Annotated in this window: 13 protein-coding genes; 5 read left to right on the top strand and 8 right to left on the bottom strand. The window is 43.2% G+C overall.

Annotation, left to right across the window (positions count from 1 at the left end; translation table 11 throughout):
- Window positions 1-270 precede the first annotated feature (270 nt).
- Window positions 271-2115, top strand: coding sequence for a hypothetical protein (locus NO992_RS10575; protein WP_237116807.1), 1845 nt, complete (start codon window positions 271-273; stop codon window positions 2113-2115).
- 165 nt (window positions 2116-2280) lie between these two features.
- Window positions 2281-2427 carry a hypothetical protein gene (locus tag NO992_RS10570; protein ID WP_371376820.1) on the top strand — a complete coding sequence of 49 codons (147 nt, stop codon included), beginning with the start codon at window positions 2281-2283 and terminating at the stop codon, window positions 2425-2427.
- A 59-nt stretch (window positions 2428-2486) separates the two neighbouring features.
- Here the strand turns inward: NO992_RS10570 and NO992_RS10565 are convergent, their stop codons facing one another.
- Window positions 2487-3392, bottom strand: coding sequence for a LysR family transcriptional regulator (locus NO992_RS10565; protein ID WP_371376817.1), 906 nt, complete (start codon window positions 3390-3392; stop codon window positions 2487-2489).
- 158 nt (window positions 3393-3550) lie between these two features.
- Here NO992_RS10565 and NO992_RS10560 point away from each other — a divergent pair, with 158 nt between their 5' ends.
- From NO992_RS10560 to NO992_RS10550, 3 genes are read left to right on the top strand one after another with little or no spacing between them, the layout of a single operon-like run.
- Window positions 3551-4243: a type 1 glutamine amidotransferase domain-containing protein gene (locus NO992_RS10560; protein WP_253105753.1), complete on the top strand. Its 693-nt coding sequence runs from the start codon at window positions 3551-3553 to the stop codon at window positions 4241-4243.
- 24 nt (window positions 4244-4267) lie between these two features.
- Window positions 4268-5329, top strand: a complete 1062-nt coding sequence (locus NO992_RS10555; RefSeq protein ID WP_371376813.1) for an NADP-dependent oxidoreductase — start codon at window positions 4268-4270, stop codon at window positions 5327-5329.
- A 24-nt stretch (window positions 5330-5353) separates the two neighbouring features.
- Window positions 5354-5962: a glutathione S-transferase family protein gene (locus tag NO992_RS10550; protein ID WP_371376810.1), complete on the top strand. Its 609-nt coding sequence runs from the start codon at window positions 5354-5356 to the stop codon at window positions 5960-5962.
- A gap of 107 nt (window positions 5963-6069) precedes the next feature.
- Here NO992_RS10550 and NO992_RS10545 read toward each other — a convergent pair whose 3' ends face one another.
- The 7 genes from NO992_RS10545 to NO992_RS10515 all read right to left on the bottom strand — a co-directional run bounded on the left by NO992_RS10545 (window position 6070) and on the right by NO992_RS10515 (window position 17754).
- Window positions 6070-7665: a hypothetical protein gene (locus NO992_RS10545; RefSeq protein ID WP_371376807.1), complete on the bottom strand. Its 1596-nt coding sequence runs from the start codon at window positions 7663-7665 to the stop codon at window positions 6070-6072.
- A 552-nt stretch (window positions 7666-8217) separates the two neighbouring features.
- Window positions 8218-10257 (bottom strand): prolyl oligopeptidase family protein, encoded by a 2040-nt coding sequence (locus NO992_RS10540; protein ID WP_371376871.1) that lies wholly within the window; start codon window positions 10255-10257, stop codon window positions 8218-8220.
- A gap of 142 nt (window positions 10258-10399) precedes the next feature.
- Window positions 10400-12025 carry a Na/Pi cotransporter family protein gene (locus NO992_RS10535; RefSeq protein WP_371376804.1) on the bottom strand — a complete coding sequence of 542 codons (1626 nt, stop codon included), beginning with the start codon at window positions 12023-12025 and terminating at the stop codon, window positions 10400-10402.
- Window positions 12026-12152: 127 nt separating this feature from the next.
- A complete protein-coding gene (locus NO992_RS10530) occupies window positions 12153-13169 on the bottom strand; it encodes a helix-turn-helix domain-containing protein (RefSeq protein WP_371376801.1) in 1017 nt (338 codons plus the stop codon).
- Between the two features lie 110 nt (window positions 13170-13279).
- Entirely contained in the window at window positions 13280-14521 is a 1242-nt protein-coding gene (locus NO992_RS10525; protein ID WP_371376798.1) for an esterase/lipase family protein, read from the bottom strand.
- 9 nt (window positions 14522-14530) lie between these two features.
- Window positions 14531-15481 (bottom strand): alpha/beta hydrolase, encoded by a 951-nt coding sequence (locus tag NO992_RS10520; protein ID WP_371376795.1) that lies wholly within the window; start codon window positions 15479-15481, stop codon window positions 14531-14533.
- A 2-nt stretch (window positions 15482-15483) separates the two neighbouring features.
- Window positions 15484-17754 (bottom strand): TonB-dependent receptor, encoded by a 2271-nt coding sequence (locus NO992_RS10515; protein WP_371376792.1) that lies wholly within the window; start codon window positions 17752-17754, stop codon window positions 15484-15486.
- Window positions 17755-17919 lie beyond the last annotated feature (165 nt).

The following is a 17919-nucleotide window of genomic DNA, read 5'->3' as shown; positions in this document are numbered from 1 at the left end:
ATTGTAATTAGACCACATATCACAAAGTACATTACAGTTTTTGATTTAAGTTTCTCATATGACATTTTCTGTTCACAAATATATCTTTGTGCCTCTAAAGTTGACTGGTTAGATCTAAATCTAATTTTATTTATGTAAATGTAAAAAAATAGTGAATTTGCGTCGCGGCTTTAGTAGTGTATTTAGTAAATAAGCGCAACCTTACTAGCTAAGATGCTAAAGTTTCGTTGTGTAATGAAGAACCAAGGAAAACAAAAACTAAGGAAACGCATGAAATTATCGAGTGTACTTTCACTGGTCAATCAAGTCGAGAAGTCAAAATTTATAAATGCTATAGATAGGATTTGTCTAGAAGCTGTAAAGCACGACAACAAAATAGCAACTCAGTTAAATAAACTTGATGGTCAAATTAAAAATGCAACAAGTAATGATATTACTCAGCTATTTAAAATTGTATTACCTCACTTTGAAAAGTCGGTAAAAGAACAATTAGCGATGTTGGGAGCTCAAGCTACTCTTTTGACAAATATTCTAAGTAGAGATGGAAACTGCATTGCTAGGGTTAATTGGATTGAGTCTTTATATACAAAAGAATGGGAACTCATTGACTCCAAAGCTAACGAATTGCGTTCTGAAATTGCAAGTATCAGTGATGATGACATATTCTCCGAGGGAAAACGGTTAGGAATCTATCATGCTTGCCTAAAAGAAGCATATTCGAATGATGAAAGAAATAATAGAGAAGCGAAAATCACTGATGATGAACGCGGTATTCTTAATGTATTAGCTAAGCACCTTGATGTTACCTCAGATAATCAAGCTGGAATCGAGCATTTGATTGATCAAATCCCCAAGAATGGTGTGCAAGATGCAATTAATGATTTACGAGAAATTGGACTGGTTTTTGTAAGTAGAAAAAGGCAAACCGTATACGTTCCTGATGAAATTGTAAGTTTGTTTCACCGACTACAAGGAAAGGAACTTGCCGACAAGCATCTGCTAAGAATTCTTAGAACCTTTACTGATGCGGAGCTCTCAAACGTACTTAAAAACCACAGAAAGAAAATTCGTGGTGTTGAGAGAAAAGATAAGATCGTAAATATAATCAAGTTGGGGCTGTCGGCCACTCAAATCCTAAAAGTGGACATGTTTAGCGAGGGTACGCCAGTCAACGATTGTAAAGATCGCTTAAAAACATTGATACAAGATCTAGATCTAGAATTGGATAAATTTGGTTCAACGATAGAAGAACGTATAGATCTAATCTTAAATGCTCTAAATCAAAGCTCGGAGAGAGAGTTTAATGCTTTAAGTGCTACAGGATTTAAAGAGCTATTTTCGACGCTGCAAAATCACTTCCCTTCATTAGCTACAATATTGAAACAAGAATTCGAGCTTGAAGAACAAGAGGAGCTAGATGTCGAGAAATTGCGGGCACTGAGTATTACACCATATGATATTTTATATATGTTGACCAATGATGAAGTGAAAAGTGTTGTTGAAAGTATGGGGATTAAAAAACGAGGAAACTTAAGGCTAAATATCCTTAGCAGCTTTGCTGATGCAACAGACAAACTGATTGATAATTATGGTGCTCTAGCGAGACGAGATTTGGCTAAATTGAAAAGTGAAAATATAGAAGTAGCTGAAGCCGAATTAGGAGTTAAATTCGAAGAAGTAACTAAGGCAATATTTGAACAATTAGGTCTTGAAGTAGATGAAGATTTGAGACGTTCGATCAACACCTCGAAAGATAAGGCTGATATTCTCATTTCATTGAGTGAGGATGATGTAATTGTAGGTGAAGCGAAGACGTGCAAAAACGGGGATTTTGCAAAGTACTCGACGACCTCAAGACAAGTAAAGTCATACGTAGGGAGATGTGAAGGTGCTGGTAAAAGAGTTGCTCAAGTTTTAATCGTTGCTCCCTCGTTTTCTGATGACTTTGTTGAGAGTGCGGAAATGGATACTGAAGTAAATATCTCTTTGCTGGAGGCTGATGGACTTAAGCGAATTCTGGATGCCTATAGAGCACGGAGAAAACCTAAGTTTTCAGCAAAATTGTTTACTAAAGGTGGCTTGTTGAAAGCCGATTTAATAGCTAAGAACATTTAAGTGTCAAAAGTCAATGAAGTCAGAAAGTAGCTTCTAACCTTTGTGATTTCATTGATCACTCAACATTAATATCTCATCCACCTGCTGAGATACCTACTCGACCAAAGTGGTTAAACACTTTATTATCACAACAGTATAAATCTTATGCAATGAGCATTGTTTGTTATGACCAAGGAAGGAGCGTTTTCACTCTCTACCAAGCTGAAGTTTTTGCTTGCTGCAATTGGCAAGCATTTGGATTTTATCTCCGTTGGTATTCCATTTTATGTTGCTGGTGGGTTACTCATTTATATTGGGGTAACTGAGCAATAAGGCACAGGTGTTGGAGCTGCTATTTTAGGTGCCTTGTTTATTTCGATAGTTGTGATGTTTTACGCTTCAACCAATTGGCGCTGAAAATACCCTTTTAGAAAATCGAGCAGTAACCGAACTTTTTTAGAGTTGGCATTGCCTTCAGGGAAAACGCCATAAACATGTATGTCTGGCAGGGTGTAATCTTCTAATACGGGAACCAAGGTGCCGGCCTGTATTTTTGGTAATGCATCGTAAGTTGGAATTCGTCCAAGACCATGACCTCCCTCAACAAAAGCAGTGCGTGCGGCGGCATTGTTGGTGCTTATATCGCCTTTCATCGTGATGCTATAAGCCCGAGCCCCTTTACTCAATGTGAGTGCCCCCGATGTCAGCTTGTAAATCACCCATTGATGCTGGTAGAGATCGGTGGGATGTCTGGGGACACCATACTTTTGCAAATAGTCGGGCGATGCGCACAGGCAGGTTTTTAGCACTGAAAGTTTACTGGCTTGCAAACCTGAATCGGGAAGTGGGGCGCCTCGAATGGCCAGATCAATTCCTTCTTTGATGATATTGACGACCTCATCTGTAAGCATGATATCGAGCTGAATTTTTGGATACATAGCTCTAAATTCATTGAGTGCAGGCACTATGGTTTGCAGGCCAACATTCACAGGGCAGGTAAGCTTGATTAGACCGATTGGTTCTTTCTTTAAATTCTCAATTTGCTGGTTTGCAGCAAAGGCTTGCTCTGCAATCACACGGCAGCGCTGATAATATTCGCGGCCTGCCTCTGTAAGTGAAATGGTGCGGGTCGAGCGATTGAGCAATTTTATGCCTAACTGTGACTCCAGTTTTTTGACATGATAACTCACCACTGCACGAGACAAGTTTAAATGCTTAGCGGCGCCGCTTAAGGTGCCTTGCTCAATAACTTGGGCAAAAACGACCATGCTTTTAAGTTGCTCAAACGAAATATCCACGCATTACTCCACTGGCTGAGATGAATTGATTGTATCAATTGTTTGAACAAAGAGTTAGCTTTTGTCTGCATTGTTTAACTTGTCTTAAGTTCATACTTTTATATCTATCCGCAGGTTAAATAGCCTGAAGTTTTAAGAAAGAATGAGAGGTAACTTTGATGACAGCAAAGAAAATTTTAATGGTGCTAACGTCACATGCAGAACTAGGCAATACAGGTGAGAAGACAGGGTTTTGGATTGAAGAGTTTGCCGCACCTTACTATGCCTTTGTGGATGCAGGGGTAGAAGTAACGCTTGCTTCACCAAAAGGTGGTCAGCCGCCAATTGACCCAAAAAGTGAACAGCCTGATTTCCAAACCGACAGTACGAAACGCTATTTTGATGATCAAAAAACGCAGGAACTGGTGGCAAATACAGTGCCACTTGCAGAGGTGAACGCGACAGATTTTGACGCTGTGTTTTATCCTGGCGGTCACGGACCATTATGGGATTTAGCAACAGATACCAATTCAATCCAATTGATCAGTGCCTTTTTAGCTGCAGATAAACCGGTTGGTACGGTATGCCATGCAACAGCTGTGCTGATGGATGTAAAAACCACGTCGGGTGAGTATCTGGTAAAAGGCAAAGTGGTGTCTGGCTTTACGAATAGTGAAGAGGCGGCAGTTGGGCTGACTGATGTTGTGCCATTTTTATTAGAAGATGAGCTGGTTAAACGAGGTGCTGATTTCCAGAAAGTCGATGATTGGAATGTGTTTGCTGTTAGAGATGGCTTAATTTTTACAGGGCAGAATCCAGCAAGCTCTGAACTTGTCGCTGAGAAAATGCTGACGTACCTAAACCAGCTGTAACCTGCTTATTAAAAGGAATAAATCATGAGTAACGCAATAAACCAAGCTCAAAACGCACAAACGAATCGTCGCATTACCTTGGCGTCACGCCCACATGGTGCACCAACGCAAGAAAATTTCAATTATGAAGAAGCACAGATCCCAGCGCCAAAAGAGGGCGAGGTGCTCCTTCGTACCGTCTTTTTGTCGTTAGATCCATACATGCGTGGCCGTATGAGCGATGCAAAATCTTATGCTGAGCCGGTTGCTATTGGTGAAGCGATGGTGGGTGGCACAGTATGCCGAGTTGAAGCGTCAAATAACCCTAAATTTACCAAAGGTGACTGGGTACTCGCGATGAGCGGCTGGCAAGACTATAGCGTCTCGGATGGCACAGGCTTACTTAAGTTAGACAACAATTTACCCAACCCATCATATAGCTTGGGCGTGTTAGGGATGCCAGGCCTTACCGCTTACATGGGACTGATGGATATCGGCCAGCCAAAAGCTGGAGAAACGGTAGTCGTTGCCGCAGCAACCGGTGCTGTAGGTAGCCTTGTTGGACAAATAGCAAAACTGCAAGGCTGTAGAGTAATAGGCATAGCTGGTGGCGCCGAAAAATGCAGTTACGCTACCGAGACACTTGGCTTTGATGCCTGTCTTGATCACCGCAAGGATGATCTCGCTGAGCAGTTAGCGCAGGCATGTCCATCAGGAATTGACGTCTATTTTGAAAATGTGGGTGGCAAGGTGTTCGATGCGGTTATGCCATTGCTTAACTCAAGTGCCCGGGTTCCACTTTGTGGGTTGATCTCTCAATATAATGCCACCGAGTTGCCATCGGGACCCGATCGTATGTCGATGCTGATGGCGACGCTGCTGATTAAGCGAGTGAAAATGCAAGGCTTTATTGTATTCGACGACTATGGGCATAGATACAACGAGTTCAGCGAAGCGATGCTGCCGTGGTTAAACGCGGGCAAGATTAAGTACAAAGAGCACTTGGTCGAGGGGATGGATAATACTGTCGAGGCATTTATTGGCTTATTGGAAGGTAAAAACTTCGGCAAACTTGTCGTGCGCTTAGGTCCAGACGAGCTGGTATAACTAAATTTTAGGAAGGATAAATAGATGTTAACTGTTCACCACTTAAACGAATCACGCTCGACAAGAGTACTTTGGCTTTTACATGAACTCGACATGCCTTATGACCTTGTTGAGCACGAGCGAAACTCTGAAACGCGCCTTGCGCCTGAAAGTCTTAAAAAGGTGCATCCGCTCGGAAAAGCCCCCGTGTTGGTCGATGACAGCCTAGTCTTATGTGAGTCTGGAGCCATCATGGAATATCTGCTAGATAAGACAGAAGACAGTAGTTTGCGACCAGATGCGGGGACACCTGAATACTATCAATATCAAGAATGGTTGCACTTTGCTGAGGGGTCATTGGCACTGCCGGTGATCGCATCTTTGATGATGAAGATGGAGCAGCGTACAGGCGATAAACCAATGGATGGTTACATTGCTAAAGAAGTCAATGTCGACTTTTCTTATATAGATGCCACACTCGCCAAGCAAAGCTATTTTGCAGGCAACGACTTTACCGCCGCCGATATTATGATGACGGTGATACTAGAAATTGCAGACAAAGTCGGCTTGCTCACAGCGCATGGCAATATCAAGGCCTATCTTGAAAAAGTGCAAGCTCGCGGTGCATATCAAGCTGCACGAAGCCACGGTTAGCCGGTTTTGAGGCGAAGTCTATAAGATCTTGATTTCGCCCTATTACTCTCGTTTACGCCTGAATACAAGACCATGTTAGATAGAGTTTCTAGCTATCAAGTTTTGCTTTATTTGCAGTTGTTTGCAATATCTTCAGCATCAATTTGCCATTCTGCGCATTGCCAAAACTTTAGCTTTCCAAAATGACCGTGTTTGAAAGGGAGCTTATCATTGTCTTTATTATAAGACTTTAATATAACAGGATCCGTAACGTTTTTGAAAGCTGCAGCTATAGCTATAAGAGAGGAATGGATATTCACTTCAGATCCGAATGTACGCAATAAATGATGTTCGGGCGCATCATGATACTTATCAATAGAGACCAATAAAGAGCCGCTTGGTGCTAAGCCTAATCCATAGGTTTCAGCAACTTCGGCTACTCTGTTGAGAGTTAGGTTGTAAAAGTGGATTGTTTTTGGGTTATTTTTTAACACATCGGGAATGATTGATAGAGTGTCACTAATATTTGCAGCCGCGGCCATGTAAACAATAGAATCAAGGGACTTACTTTGCTCAAATTTAGACTGATAGCGAGTAAGTAGGTTATTGAAAACTATCGTCCCCATGCTATGTCCAACTAGAGTTAGTTTGATCGGTAAATCTGGATATTTGTTTTCAAGTTTAAAGAGTTCTTCAAAGAGAAAGCCAACACTTTGGCCAATACCTTTATTTGTATCTGTTCGAACGGTCTCGTTAACTTCACCAGTAGGGTAGGCTATAGCTCTTGCTCGACGCTTCATCATATCCCAGCTGTCCCCAGCTAAAGTACCATTCCACAAAATTCCTGTGGCGTATCTGATGGGAGTGACTGCGATGACTCCTGCAGATTTTGCCCCGTTAACAAAGCCTTGATTACGATAAGTACTTTGATTGACTTTTATATTGTCTAGCTTGTTGACGTAATAATCATTTGATTCGTAAGTGTCAGAATTATTTTTAAAAAAATGGTTTTGATATTGATAGTTGGCTTCACGCCAGACATTTGATAAGTATTTATTGCTTGAGCCTGATGCGAACCTGTCCTTATCATTTGTAAATTGATAATAGATATTTGCCGGAGCTCTAGCTATTGCGGTTACCAAGTCTTCAAATAAGACAAATGGAGAGCTTAGAATACCAGCCAAAGCTGAAGTGTCTCTGCCTTCACGTATTTCAAAAAAGTGCTCAAATACAGTTCCCGGTATATTAGATGGCCATGATATATAAATAGGATAATGCCAGTCAGACTCCTCAGACAAAATAGGCTGAAGTTGCTCTTCCATCCGCTCATCAGTATCTTTGTATGTGTTAAGCCCTCCATGCGCATAAACCAATATCTTGACTTCATTTACTTTTGAAACTATTTCTGTAGAAAGGGAATCTAACGATGTTAGTTCATTACATGTAAAACCCGATTTAATGCAGCTAAGCTTTATAGCTTCAATAAGCATATTTTCAATTTGTTGATTTACTTCAGTTACAGGTTTTGCACGCTGTGATTGCCGAGAAAGCAGCGGTTTTGCAGCAAAATCACTATCAATAATGTACCCATGACGATTTACCCTTAGAATATGTTTTTGAGTGTCCATTTTATAATCGTTGTAATCGGGGTAGGCTTTCTTGTCGGGTGAATGTGCGCATGCAGTAAGCATCAGAGTAAAAACTAAAGTTACTAATGATTTCATGTTTCTTTCCTTTTTATAAATAATCATTTACATAACTAGCACATTAATTTCTGTTTTGCGTAATTTTAATAATTTAATTTTTATGCTAATAATCTCTACTTTAATCCTATGTGTTGTTAGAGGGCGAGAAAGTAGGGTGAAGTTGATTGCTTTTTGGTATCTCTTTAATAACGTATGATTTATTTCTTTTTTATTTAGTTTTTATTTCTGGTTCTATTAAATTAAAGAAGCTCTCAAACTCCTAATTCTACCTTTTTTATTAACAGGTTTATGAGTTTTTATTATACTTAACTTAGTTTGTATAAAAATAATTTATGGTTCTTGCAGTGTGGATATGCTTTTTAATTGCTAAATTTATTTTCATCCAGTTTGCACTGAATGGTGAGCCCACTTACAAACAGAACCATGTATTTTATATCGAAATTTCACTGGATACTGGCGAGCAATTTTCACTTGAATCTCATGAGCTTAGTTTTGCCAAGTAGGTGAAATGAGAAAAGCGCTCAATATGAAGTTGAGCGCTTTTAACGTACTAGATAGTAAATTTTAAAGCTATTTGAGTCTGTCCATGAGGTAAACAAACTCAAGGCTATTTACCATCGCGCGCTGTTCATTGTTTGCAGCGCCTGCATGGCCACCTTCGGTATTCTCAAAATACAGCACTTCAAATCCCATATCTTTCATCTTAGCAACCATTTTACGTGCATGGCCTGGGTGAACGCGGTCATCTCGGGTTGAGGTTGTGAAAAATACTTTTGGATATTGTTTGTCTTTACTTAGGTTATGGTAAGGCGAGTACGTTTTAATGTATTCCCACTCCTCAGGAACATCTGGATTACCATATTCGCCCATCCAACTTGCGCCAGCGAGTAGCTTATTAAAACGCTTCATATCGAGTAATGGCACTTGGCAAATAACGGCGTTGTAAAGTTCAGGCCTGCGAGTGAAAGCGGCGCCCACTAGCAATCCACCGTTACTACCACCTTTAATACCTAAATGTTGAGGCTTGGTTACTTTGTCTGCAATCAGCTGCTCTGCTACGGCTTCAAAGTCTTCATACGCCTTGTGGCGATTTTCTTTTAGTGCTGCTTGGTGCCAGCTTGGTCCATACTCACCGCCGCCACGAATATTCGCAAGCACATAAACACCGCCTTGTTCTAACCAGTTTTTACCAGTTGATGCCGAGTAGTACGGCTGCATAGAAACTTCAAAGCCACCATAGGCATATAATAAAGTAGGGTTGCTACCATCTAACTTGATATCTTTCTTATGAACAATAAAGTAAGGCACTTTTGTACCGTCTTTTGATGTCGCAAATTTTTGCTGGGTAACGAACTTATCTGCGTCGAAATGTGATTTATTACCTTTGAGCTTTGTTGTTCCAAGTGATTTACCTTCGACTAAGTAAAGACTGGTCGGTGATAAAAAGTCCGTGTAGGTGACAAAAAAGTCGTCTCTATTGGGATCAGTATCAAAAACGGATAATGAACCGGTATCAGGAAAGTTCACTGGGTCTATTTTCCACTGCCCATTCGCTTTAGGCATATAGCGGAAAACCTTATTTTTTACATCATCTAACACGGTAACTAGTATAGAAGATTTGGTAAAACTCAAATCTTCTATTGAACGATTTGCTGTTGGTTTGATTAAACTCGTAAACTGGATATTTTTAGAATCTATATCGTTAATGTTGGCATATATTACTTCTGCTTGTGAAAAATGCTTCCAAGCAGATTTTAGCTGGATAAAGAGCATGCCATTGTTTAATCCGAGGAGGCTTGCGTCGCTAGGCACTGGAATTTTTATCTGCTTATCACCTTCAAGTTTATAGACATCGCGAGTATAAAAACTTGTAGAATCGTATAGAAAGTGATTTGTATTGCCTTGGTCGTATATCGTAAAACCTCCGGCACTGATAGAACTTTTATTTGCCTGATAGACCGTTTTAGCGTCGTCCAGCGGCGTACCGCGTTGCCACACTTTGACCGTTCCAGCATAACCTGAGTCAGTTAATGAGCCTTCTCCAAAATCTGTTGCAACAAATATTGAATTCTCGTCGAACCAAGATACTGAGGTTTTTGCTTCAGGTAAATAAAATCCATCTTTTACAAAAGATTTGCTTGGAATGTCGAACTCTCTCACGACTTTTGCATCAGCACCACCGCGCGATAAATACACCAAACAGCGTTCATACTTTGGATAGTGACAGTTCATCCCGCCATAAACCCAGTTTTCGTCTTCAGCTTTTGCTAGCGCATCTAAGTCGAGAACGGTTTCCCACTTAGGATCCGCTTTTTTATACTCTTCAAGGGTTGTTCTGCGGTATATGCCTCTTACATGATCCGCATCTCTCCAGAAATTATAGTAATAACCTGCACGTTCAGTTGCGTAAGGAATACGAGACCGATCATTGATAATATCTAATGTATTTTGAAAGATATGATTATATTGGCTGTGGCTTTTGAGTTGTTTTAGTGAGCTATCGTTTTGTGCCGTTACCCACTCTAGCGCTTGTTTGCCTTCAATCTCTTCAAGCCATAGGTATGGATCCTTTTCTAATGCCATAGATTTACCAGCAAAGGTGGTTAGCATACATAGTGTCGCAATATTAGTAATTTTTTTTCTCAAAACTTAGTCCCTATTTTGTAGTTGTTTATTACGTTTTATCATCAAGTCGTCAAAATAGGAATGTGCGCTGATTAAAAAAGCGCAATTTGCTTACATTGATTCACACTTAATCTGCTTGTGATGGAGAGAGCTGCGCTTCAATGGCGTGGATCAGCAACATTGCTTTATGCCACTGCTGTGAAAGTTGCCACATTTCCGCTAGTGTATTGATATTACTTACCATCTTATCTATCGCCAGTGACGCGTGAGTACCTGCTAGAATTAAGTCGTCTTTCACATCGTCATGTAAACGTTGCAATGTCTCTTGCGCCAACGACAGCTCTGCAGGTGTGACGCTTTGCCCATGTAAACTGGTTTTCATGAAGTGGCTAAGCTGGGCTTGGTATTCATTCAACTGTGCATGCAAGTCATGATGCTCTGCGAGTTGCTTATATGGAGCGTGTTCCGTTAATTGTTCTACACAGTGACTACAAGTAAACAAATACTGCTCAATACGCATGAGTTTAGCGAGTAGTGAGGTGGTCTGTGATGATAATGCTGATTGCTCTACCGACACAATAAAAAGGCTAATTTGCTGACACAGAGATTGGATTGCATGGAGTGCCTGTTCAACTGCGAGTTTATCGGTTGGGAGTAGGCATTTATCAAACTGGGCTAACACCTTATCTGCAACGAGTTTGGACTCAAGCAATAACGCATTGATTGCAAGCTCTGGCGTTTGGGCGATGGTATTATCTAAAAAGCGTGGCCTCGAAGCCGTCTCCTCGGCACTACAAAATCGTTTCATTAAAAAGCCAGCGAGCCTGTCATTGAGTGGAAAGATGAGTAGCACGCCCAAAATATTAAACAAAGTATGAAAAAGTGCCAATGACAACGCAGGATCAGCAGTGACGCCGAAAAGCGCGGTAAAATGGTTGATGAGATAAAACAGCACTGGCAACACCGCGAAAGCGACCATCGCAGTGAACACATTAAATATGACCTGAGCCGCTGCGACGCGTTTGGCATTAGAAGTTGCGCCAATGGATGCCAAGATAGATGTTGACGTGGTGCCGACGTTTGCGCCGATGACCATCGCGCCTGCGGCATATAATCCAATCATAAAACTAGCAGCGGCGGTAATGGTCAAGGCGATGGAAGCACTGGAAGACTGAGTGAGAGTTGTCATCACCATACCCACCAGCAAAAAGGTCAACATGCCGTTTATTCCCTCTGCGGTAAATTGGCTTAAATCAAAAGCAGCGACAATATGCTCAAATGCGCCTTTGAGAATATCAATACCGATAAAAAATAGCCCAAAACCAACTAAGGCCATGCCTGCCGACGCTAGTCGCGAGCGAGGAAGTAGCAACTTCATCAAGGCACCAATGCCTATCAAGGGGAGTGCGATAGCTTGGATATTAAATTTAAATCCAACCGCGGCCACTAACCAGCCAGTGATGGTGGTGCCAACATTGGCGCCATAGACAATACCAAGCGCCTGATGCATGGTAATAAGACCTGCGTTCACAAAGCCCAAAGAGGCCACGGTAACCGCGCTGGAAGACTGCACTAAGGCTGTCATGCAAAAGCCAGATGCAATACCGCGCTGAGGGGTTTTGGTCCACACACCAAGCACTCGGCGCAGCGACGACCCGGCTGCTAGTTTCAGGCCGTCTGTCATCATGCTTATCGCAACTAAAAATATCCCCAAACCGCCGAGTAGCGTTCCTGCAAGTTGAAGTGTTTCCATATCCTTTCCACGTACTATATTCTTACTCTATTTGCTCGTAGCACAATATCATTTTTGTTGTGCTTTGCTTTGTTTAACGTCAACTTTTACATGAGTTGTATTAGCAGCTCTAAACAAAATTTAATAGTTAGGGTTTTGAACTCAAACCCTGCAGAAATTGCATAGGCGTTACGCCGTTCCACGACTTAAACGCACGGATAAAGCTACGCTCATCTGAAAACTGCAGCGTGTGCGCCACCTCATACAAACTACTGCCTTGAGTCAGTCGCAGTTTGGCCTGCTTGTTCTGTACGTTATTTTTGAGTTGCCTAAAATTGGTTTGATACTCAGCGAGCCTTCGTCTTAATGTTGCCGGACTGATATTGAGCTTGTCAGCCATTTGTTCTTGGCACAGTGTTCCCGCGTTAAGCTCACTATAGACTTTATCGAGCAAGTTGGCATGGTCGTTAATCGACTGCTGATGATGGAGCGTATTTGCCAGTGAATGGTAAATGGTACTGAGCGTTAGGTACTCTAACTTCGCCAAGTCTAATGATTGATTCGTTTCTTGGTATTGATAGGTGAGTAAGTAGCGATTGCTTAAGGGTTTAATGGGAATGTGGGTGATAACCGAATTTAGCAGCGAGTTTGAGTCACTTTTGGTCTGCACTTGTGTGAGTTGAACTTGGGTGGTTTCGGCGCACACATATTTTACGAGGCCGTGGATCAATATCAGCATGCTATCTAACATACAGCGAGAAAATTGCGCGTCAGCGGCCGTGGCATAGTCAAAGGCCGCATCATCAATTATATAACTCACTTGAGTGTGTGATACCTCGCAGAAATTGTAAGTTCCCGCGTGGATAAAGTTATAGCCACGGGCAAGTTCTTGTAATAGCTGAGTAATGGTACGGCAATGGCGTAGGCTATTGAATACAAATTCGTTGGTGCCAGGCAGAAGCTTTTTGCGGTTGAGGTTTAGGCTTTCGTCATTGAGTTCGACAGCACAGTGTTCCATCACGCGCATAAACTCAATGGCATCTAGGGCGTCAATGGCTTTATTGATAGCCAAAGACCGAGCGACCGCAGCAAATTCCAGTTTTGCTGCGGTGAGTGTGTGCTGCATCAATTGCACGTAGCAAGGTGCAATGGCGGTGTTTGACATAAATACGTAAGCTCATCCTGTCACTCTCAACAATTCAGTTAATCAACATCAACTCTAGATAGCAATAGTTTTGCGTTGCAACTTTAGTGCAGTATTTTGTCACCACTCATCTAGGGTGTACTTAACCAATTTTTGATTTGGTTGATTGCACTGGGCTCCCAGCCAAGCTCTAGATGGTTGGTGGCCACAACTGCAGAGCCCGCCAAGTTACTTATTCCTGTGCTGTCGATGCAGCTACTGATAAATACAACGCCATCGGAAGGGCCGGTATGTTCATTGTGAATAAATGCCATGTCGGCCTGATCGCCGCAAAGATTATAAACTTGAACGCTGCTGTCGGTGCCAGCGCTACGAACTTGGTCTACCAGTGAGTCGACCGTAAACGCTGCGATACCTCGGCCTTTGCTCACAAACCCCAAGCCACCGTAGTAAGTGGTGTACCAATCTTGTTCTGTAGTGGGGAGTGCATATTTATCATCGAGTGCTTTTAGCATCTGCGCGGAGCCTGGAAAGTAAGGCGAGTCGTAAACCCACTCAGAACTTGAATACCATAAGCCAAAACATAATATCTGATCATGCGCAGTAGGCCCATTTATGCTGCCGCCACATTGCGAATAAGCACCATAGGTATGATTAACGCCGTGACGAAATGACCAATCAATGCCGTTGTTGGGGGCGCCGAGCATCACTAGTTTGCGTACATCACTGTTGAATTTAGTGCTCCAAGCATTGGTCAAAGAAGAAATATACATGCGGGCATTAAACGCGCTTTTTGACCAAGTGACTAAATCGACTTGCGTTGCCCCCGTCTTATTTTTAACCTGAGCGATGGCATTGGCGATCTGCTCCGCCCAGATAAAGCCATCGCCATTTTTATGCGCCAGATTTAAGGCAAAGACTTTGTAATCATCATTGGCAAGCGTTTGCATTAAGCCTTGCGAAGGGCAGTTTTGTCGGCCACAGCCGTAACTACCGGCCTCGTTTGGATTTGCCCAAGCCAAATCGGCATCTTGATTGGCACCGTGGATCAGCAACACCGGTGTTTGGCGGCTGTTACTATCCCAACCCGGCGCATGATAAAGCAGAAACTGCGCAGAGCTTGGTTGGTTAGATGCAAAGAAAGTAGCACGCTGACCTGATTGGTTGCCACGGCCGTCAGCAGGAAAGCTCTCATTACCAATATGCCCTGAATTATCTCGCCATCTTTCAATCTTTTGCCAGCCATTATTAATACCAGAGGTATAGGTGGCTTCAAGTGTCGCTGAAGCGTGCGCTAAGCCACTTGCTGCGAGTGAGATAAAAACGAGCAAACCATAAGTGTGAGTGCGCAACGCCGTATTTGTGTTTTTCATATTCTTATCCTAGGTCAAGTCATGTTTTAACTGATTGGCGATATTGCTGCGCGCGAGCTTGCAGACGTCGAGCACGGCAAAGGAGAAAAACGCATGTATGGTATTTTCAAAGCAGGTTAAGGTATTAAGCACGCCCGCTTGCTTTAGTTTTTTGGCGAGCAGCACTCCCTCATCGTAAAGTGGGTCGCAGCCGGCAAGCAACACACTGGTGGCAGGAAGGTGTGTCATGTCTTCAATAAATAATGGCGAGACATTGACGTCCGCCGCGCTTTGCTCGGGTGCGAGATACCAGTTGCAGGTGTCTTTAATTGCCTCTCTGGTTAGCAACAAGTTTCCATCGCCATACTGCATGCGTGACGGATAGGTTTCATGGGGAGAAAAGGAATCAACCACAGGGTAAACTAGGTATAAGTTACTTAGGGTGTTTGGTTGTTGTTGATGTAAGTTATGCGCTGCAACAAGCGCTAAGTTACCACCTGCACTGTCGCCCATCAGGGAAATCTTAGTGGGGTCTAGCTCCAAGCGCTGGTGGTTTTCTTGCAGCCAATCAACTACAGCTATTACTTGTTGCAGGGCGCATGGAAACTTATGCTCGGGCGCAAGGCTGTATTCGACACTGAAAAAAACGACACCGGATTGCTGGCATAAGTCTTTTACCAGTCCGTCATAGCAGTCGACATCTCCTAAAGACCAGCCGCCGCCGTGGACAAACACCACCGCGGGACTGGGGCTTGCCAAAGACTGCGCTGGGCGGTAACAGCGAACGCCCACGTGAATACCATTGTGTTCAATGTGTAGGTCTTGGCTACTTACTTGTGCTTCAATCTCTCCCGCGAGCCCCAAAAACATCGCTCTTGCGCCTTCTCGTGAGGTCTCAATGGAGATTTCGATGTCATGAATGTCGCCAGCTTGAGCCGCGAGGTCGTCTAACAATGCTTGTGTTTGTTTGTCTAATTTCATAATTAAAACTTATATTTAAGGTTGATACCGTACGTTCTAGGCGCGCCGTAATAACCAAGTTGAACCCCAGGTGCTGCGCTAAGATCGAAGCCGTGTTGGCGATAGCGTTTATCGCCTAAGTTTTTGCCGTATAAACTTGCTTCCCAACTGTCGTCCACGGAGCGGTAGTGTAGTGACATATCAAAGAGGGTGTAGCCAGATTGTGCGAGCACCTCTGAACTGCTCACGGTGAGATAGGTTTTACTGCGATAGGCGGCACTAGCACGTAGTGAAAATTCGCCTTGTGTAAAGGCGCTAAAGAAGTATTCAAAGCCTGCACGGCCATTCCATTTGGGTGAATTAACCAGCTCCCTTTCATCGCTGACTTCTTTACCAAAGTCGCCGATGAGCTCATCATAACCGCCCCCTAAATAGCCCAGATTGAGGTTCAGAGTGAGGTTATCGGAAGCCACGGCTTCGAGCTCCATTTCTGCGCCGTAAATAGTGGCTTTACCTGCATTTTCAAACAGTGATAAAAACGCACCGGTGTCGGGGTCGATAGAAAAGCGGCTGAGCTGAAAGTTTTTGTAGTCATTGAAAAAAGCCGCGGTATTTAAGCGAATATTCTGATTATTCAATAAAGACTTAGAGCCAATTTCATAGCTCCACAAGGTTTCAGGCTCAAAAGGTTGTGCAAATGAGGTGATCCGGCCGTTAAAACCGCCACTTTTAAACCCTTTTCCAGCGCTTAGGTAAACCATACTGTCGTCAGAGATGGTGTAATCGAACACCACTTTTGGGGTAAATTCTTTCCACTCCTTGGATGCGCTGTAGCCTGTAGGGCTATAGCCAATCCCCGTGCCGAATACCGCTTCCATTTCCTCAGCCGTTGTTACACCGGTGTCAAAAAATTCCTCGCCTTTGGATGTGACTTCTTTTTTCTCTATGGTGTAGCGTGCGCCAAGCGTGACGTCGAGCTTTTCAGTCAAAGACCAAGAGAGATTAGCGTAGAGGGCTGAACTGGTATTTTCTTGATCGCGTTCTCCTGCGTTAATCACAGGCCAAGGTAGGTAAACCTCTGGCGCCACCATAACGAAAAAGTCCGGTGCTACGGAGCCGCCAAAACTCAGATCGTCCTCATTAAAGTAATAGAGCCCAGATACCAAGGAGAACTTGTCGTCTTTGTATAACCATTGAAATTCTTGGCTTATCTGCTGTTGATCTTCGAAGTTAAAAATACCAAATGATGCATCGGGAGTGGCATCTAAGTCTAAGTGCGTGCGGTATTCCATTTCGCGTCGAGCAGTGATGGATTTAAATACCGAGTGGCCCGTGAGATATTCAAGTGTTAAGCTCGCTCCCGAGGTATCGAGCTCTTCTAAATCGTTGTAGTTAACGTCAACGACAAAAGGGTCTTCCTCAGGCGCATAATAGCCTTCTTTTATCACCGAATAGATAGGCGTTTCTCGATGTGGAGTGCGTGAGCTTGAGGGAGATGCGTTCGAGCCATCGACGACTAAATAGGCCGAAAAATTCTCACTTGGTTGATAAAGTAAGCTGCCGCGCCATGCTAAGGTATCTTTGTCGTGGTCGTCACTATTGTTATAGCGATTCTCACTAAAACCATCTCGGCTACTTTTGGCAATCGCAAAACGTCCAGAGAGCGTGTCTTCAACCAATGCACCGTTGACGCTAGCTTTTACCGTTCGAGCATTATAATTTCCAAGCGCCACGCTGACATACCCTTCGTTGTCTTGCGAAGGTTTGGCACTACTGAAACGCACCGCGCCACCTATGGTATTGCGACCGTAAAGGGTGCCTTGTGGACCACGTAATACCTCGATTTGCTCAGGGTCGACAACATCTAAAAAGGCACCTTGGACGCGCCCAAGATATACGTCATCGAGATACACACCAACGCCGGGATCGTTAAATGAGATAGAGTCAATTTGGCCAATTCCGCGAATATAAATGACCGCGTTGGAAGCATCACCTGAGTGCAGGTTGAGGTTCGGAACGTGAGACGCCAAGTCACCGAGATCTTGTACGTTCATCTTCTCAAGCTCTGAGGCGGAGAGGGCGGTCACCGCAAGCGCGACATCTTGTAGATTTTCGGTTTGCCGCGTTGCGGTAACGCTGATCCGCTCAATTTTTTTGCTTTGCTCAGAGCTAAGCGTGGATTCCGCTTCGGCATAACTATGGCCTGATAATACTGTCGCTATCAGAAGTGACAAGGTATGCCGTGGTATTCCTTTGGTTGAACTGACTCTGTGCGATTGAGTTGCTGCAATCATGCTGAGTAACCTTTCGTCGTTATTATTATGTTCTTCAGTATAGGAATGAAGAAAATTCAATAGCTAGGACAAAAACAGTCAACTTGATGAGCAAATTAGCTCAGGGTAGAGCAAAGCCGTACTCGACTAGTATTTAGTCAATAAATAGGTTAATTTTATTGCACC

The organism is Pseudoalteromonas sp. DY56-GL79 (genome assembly GCF_041414765.1).
Classification (GTDB): domain Bacteria; phylum Pseudomonadota; class Gammaproteobacteria; order Enterobacterales; family Alteromonadaceae; genus Pseudoalteromonas; species Pseudoalteromonas piscicida.
Note: the sequence above shows the minus strand (reverse complement) of the source record. Positions and strands in the feature narration are given on the sequence as shown.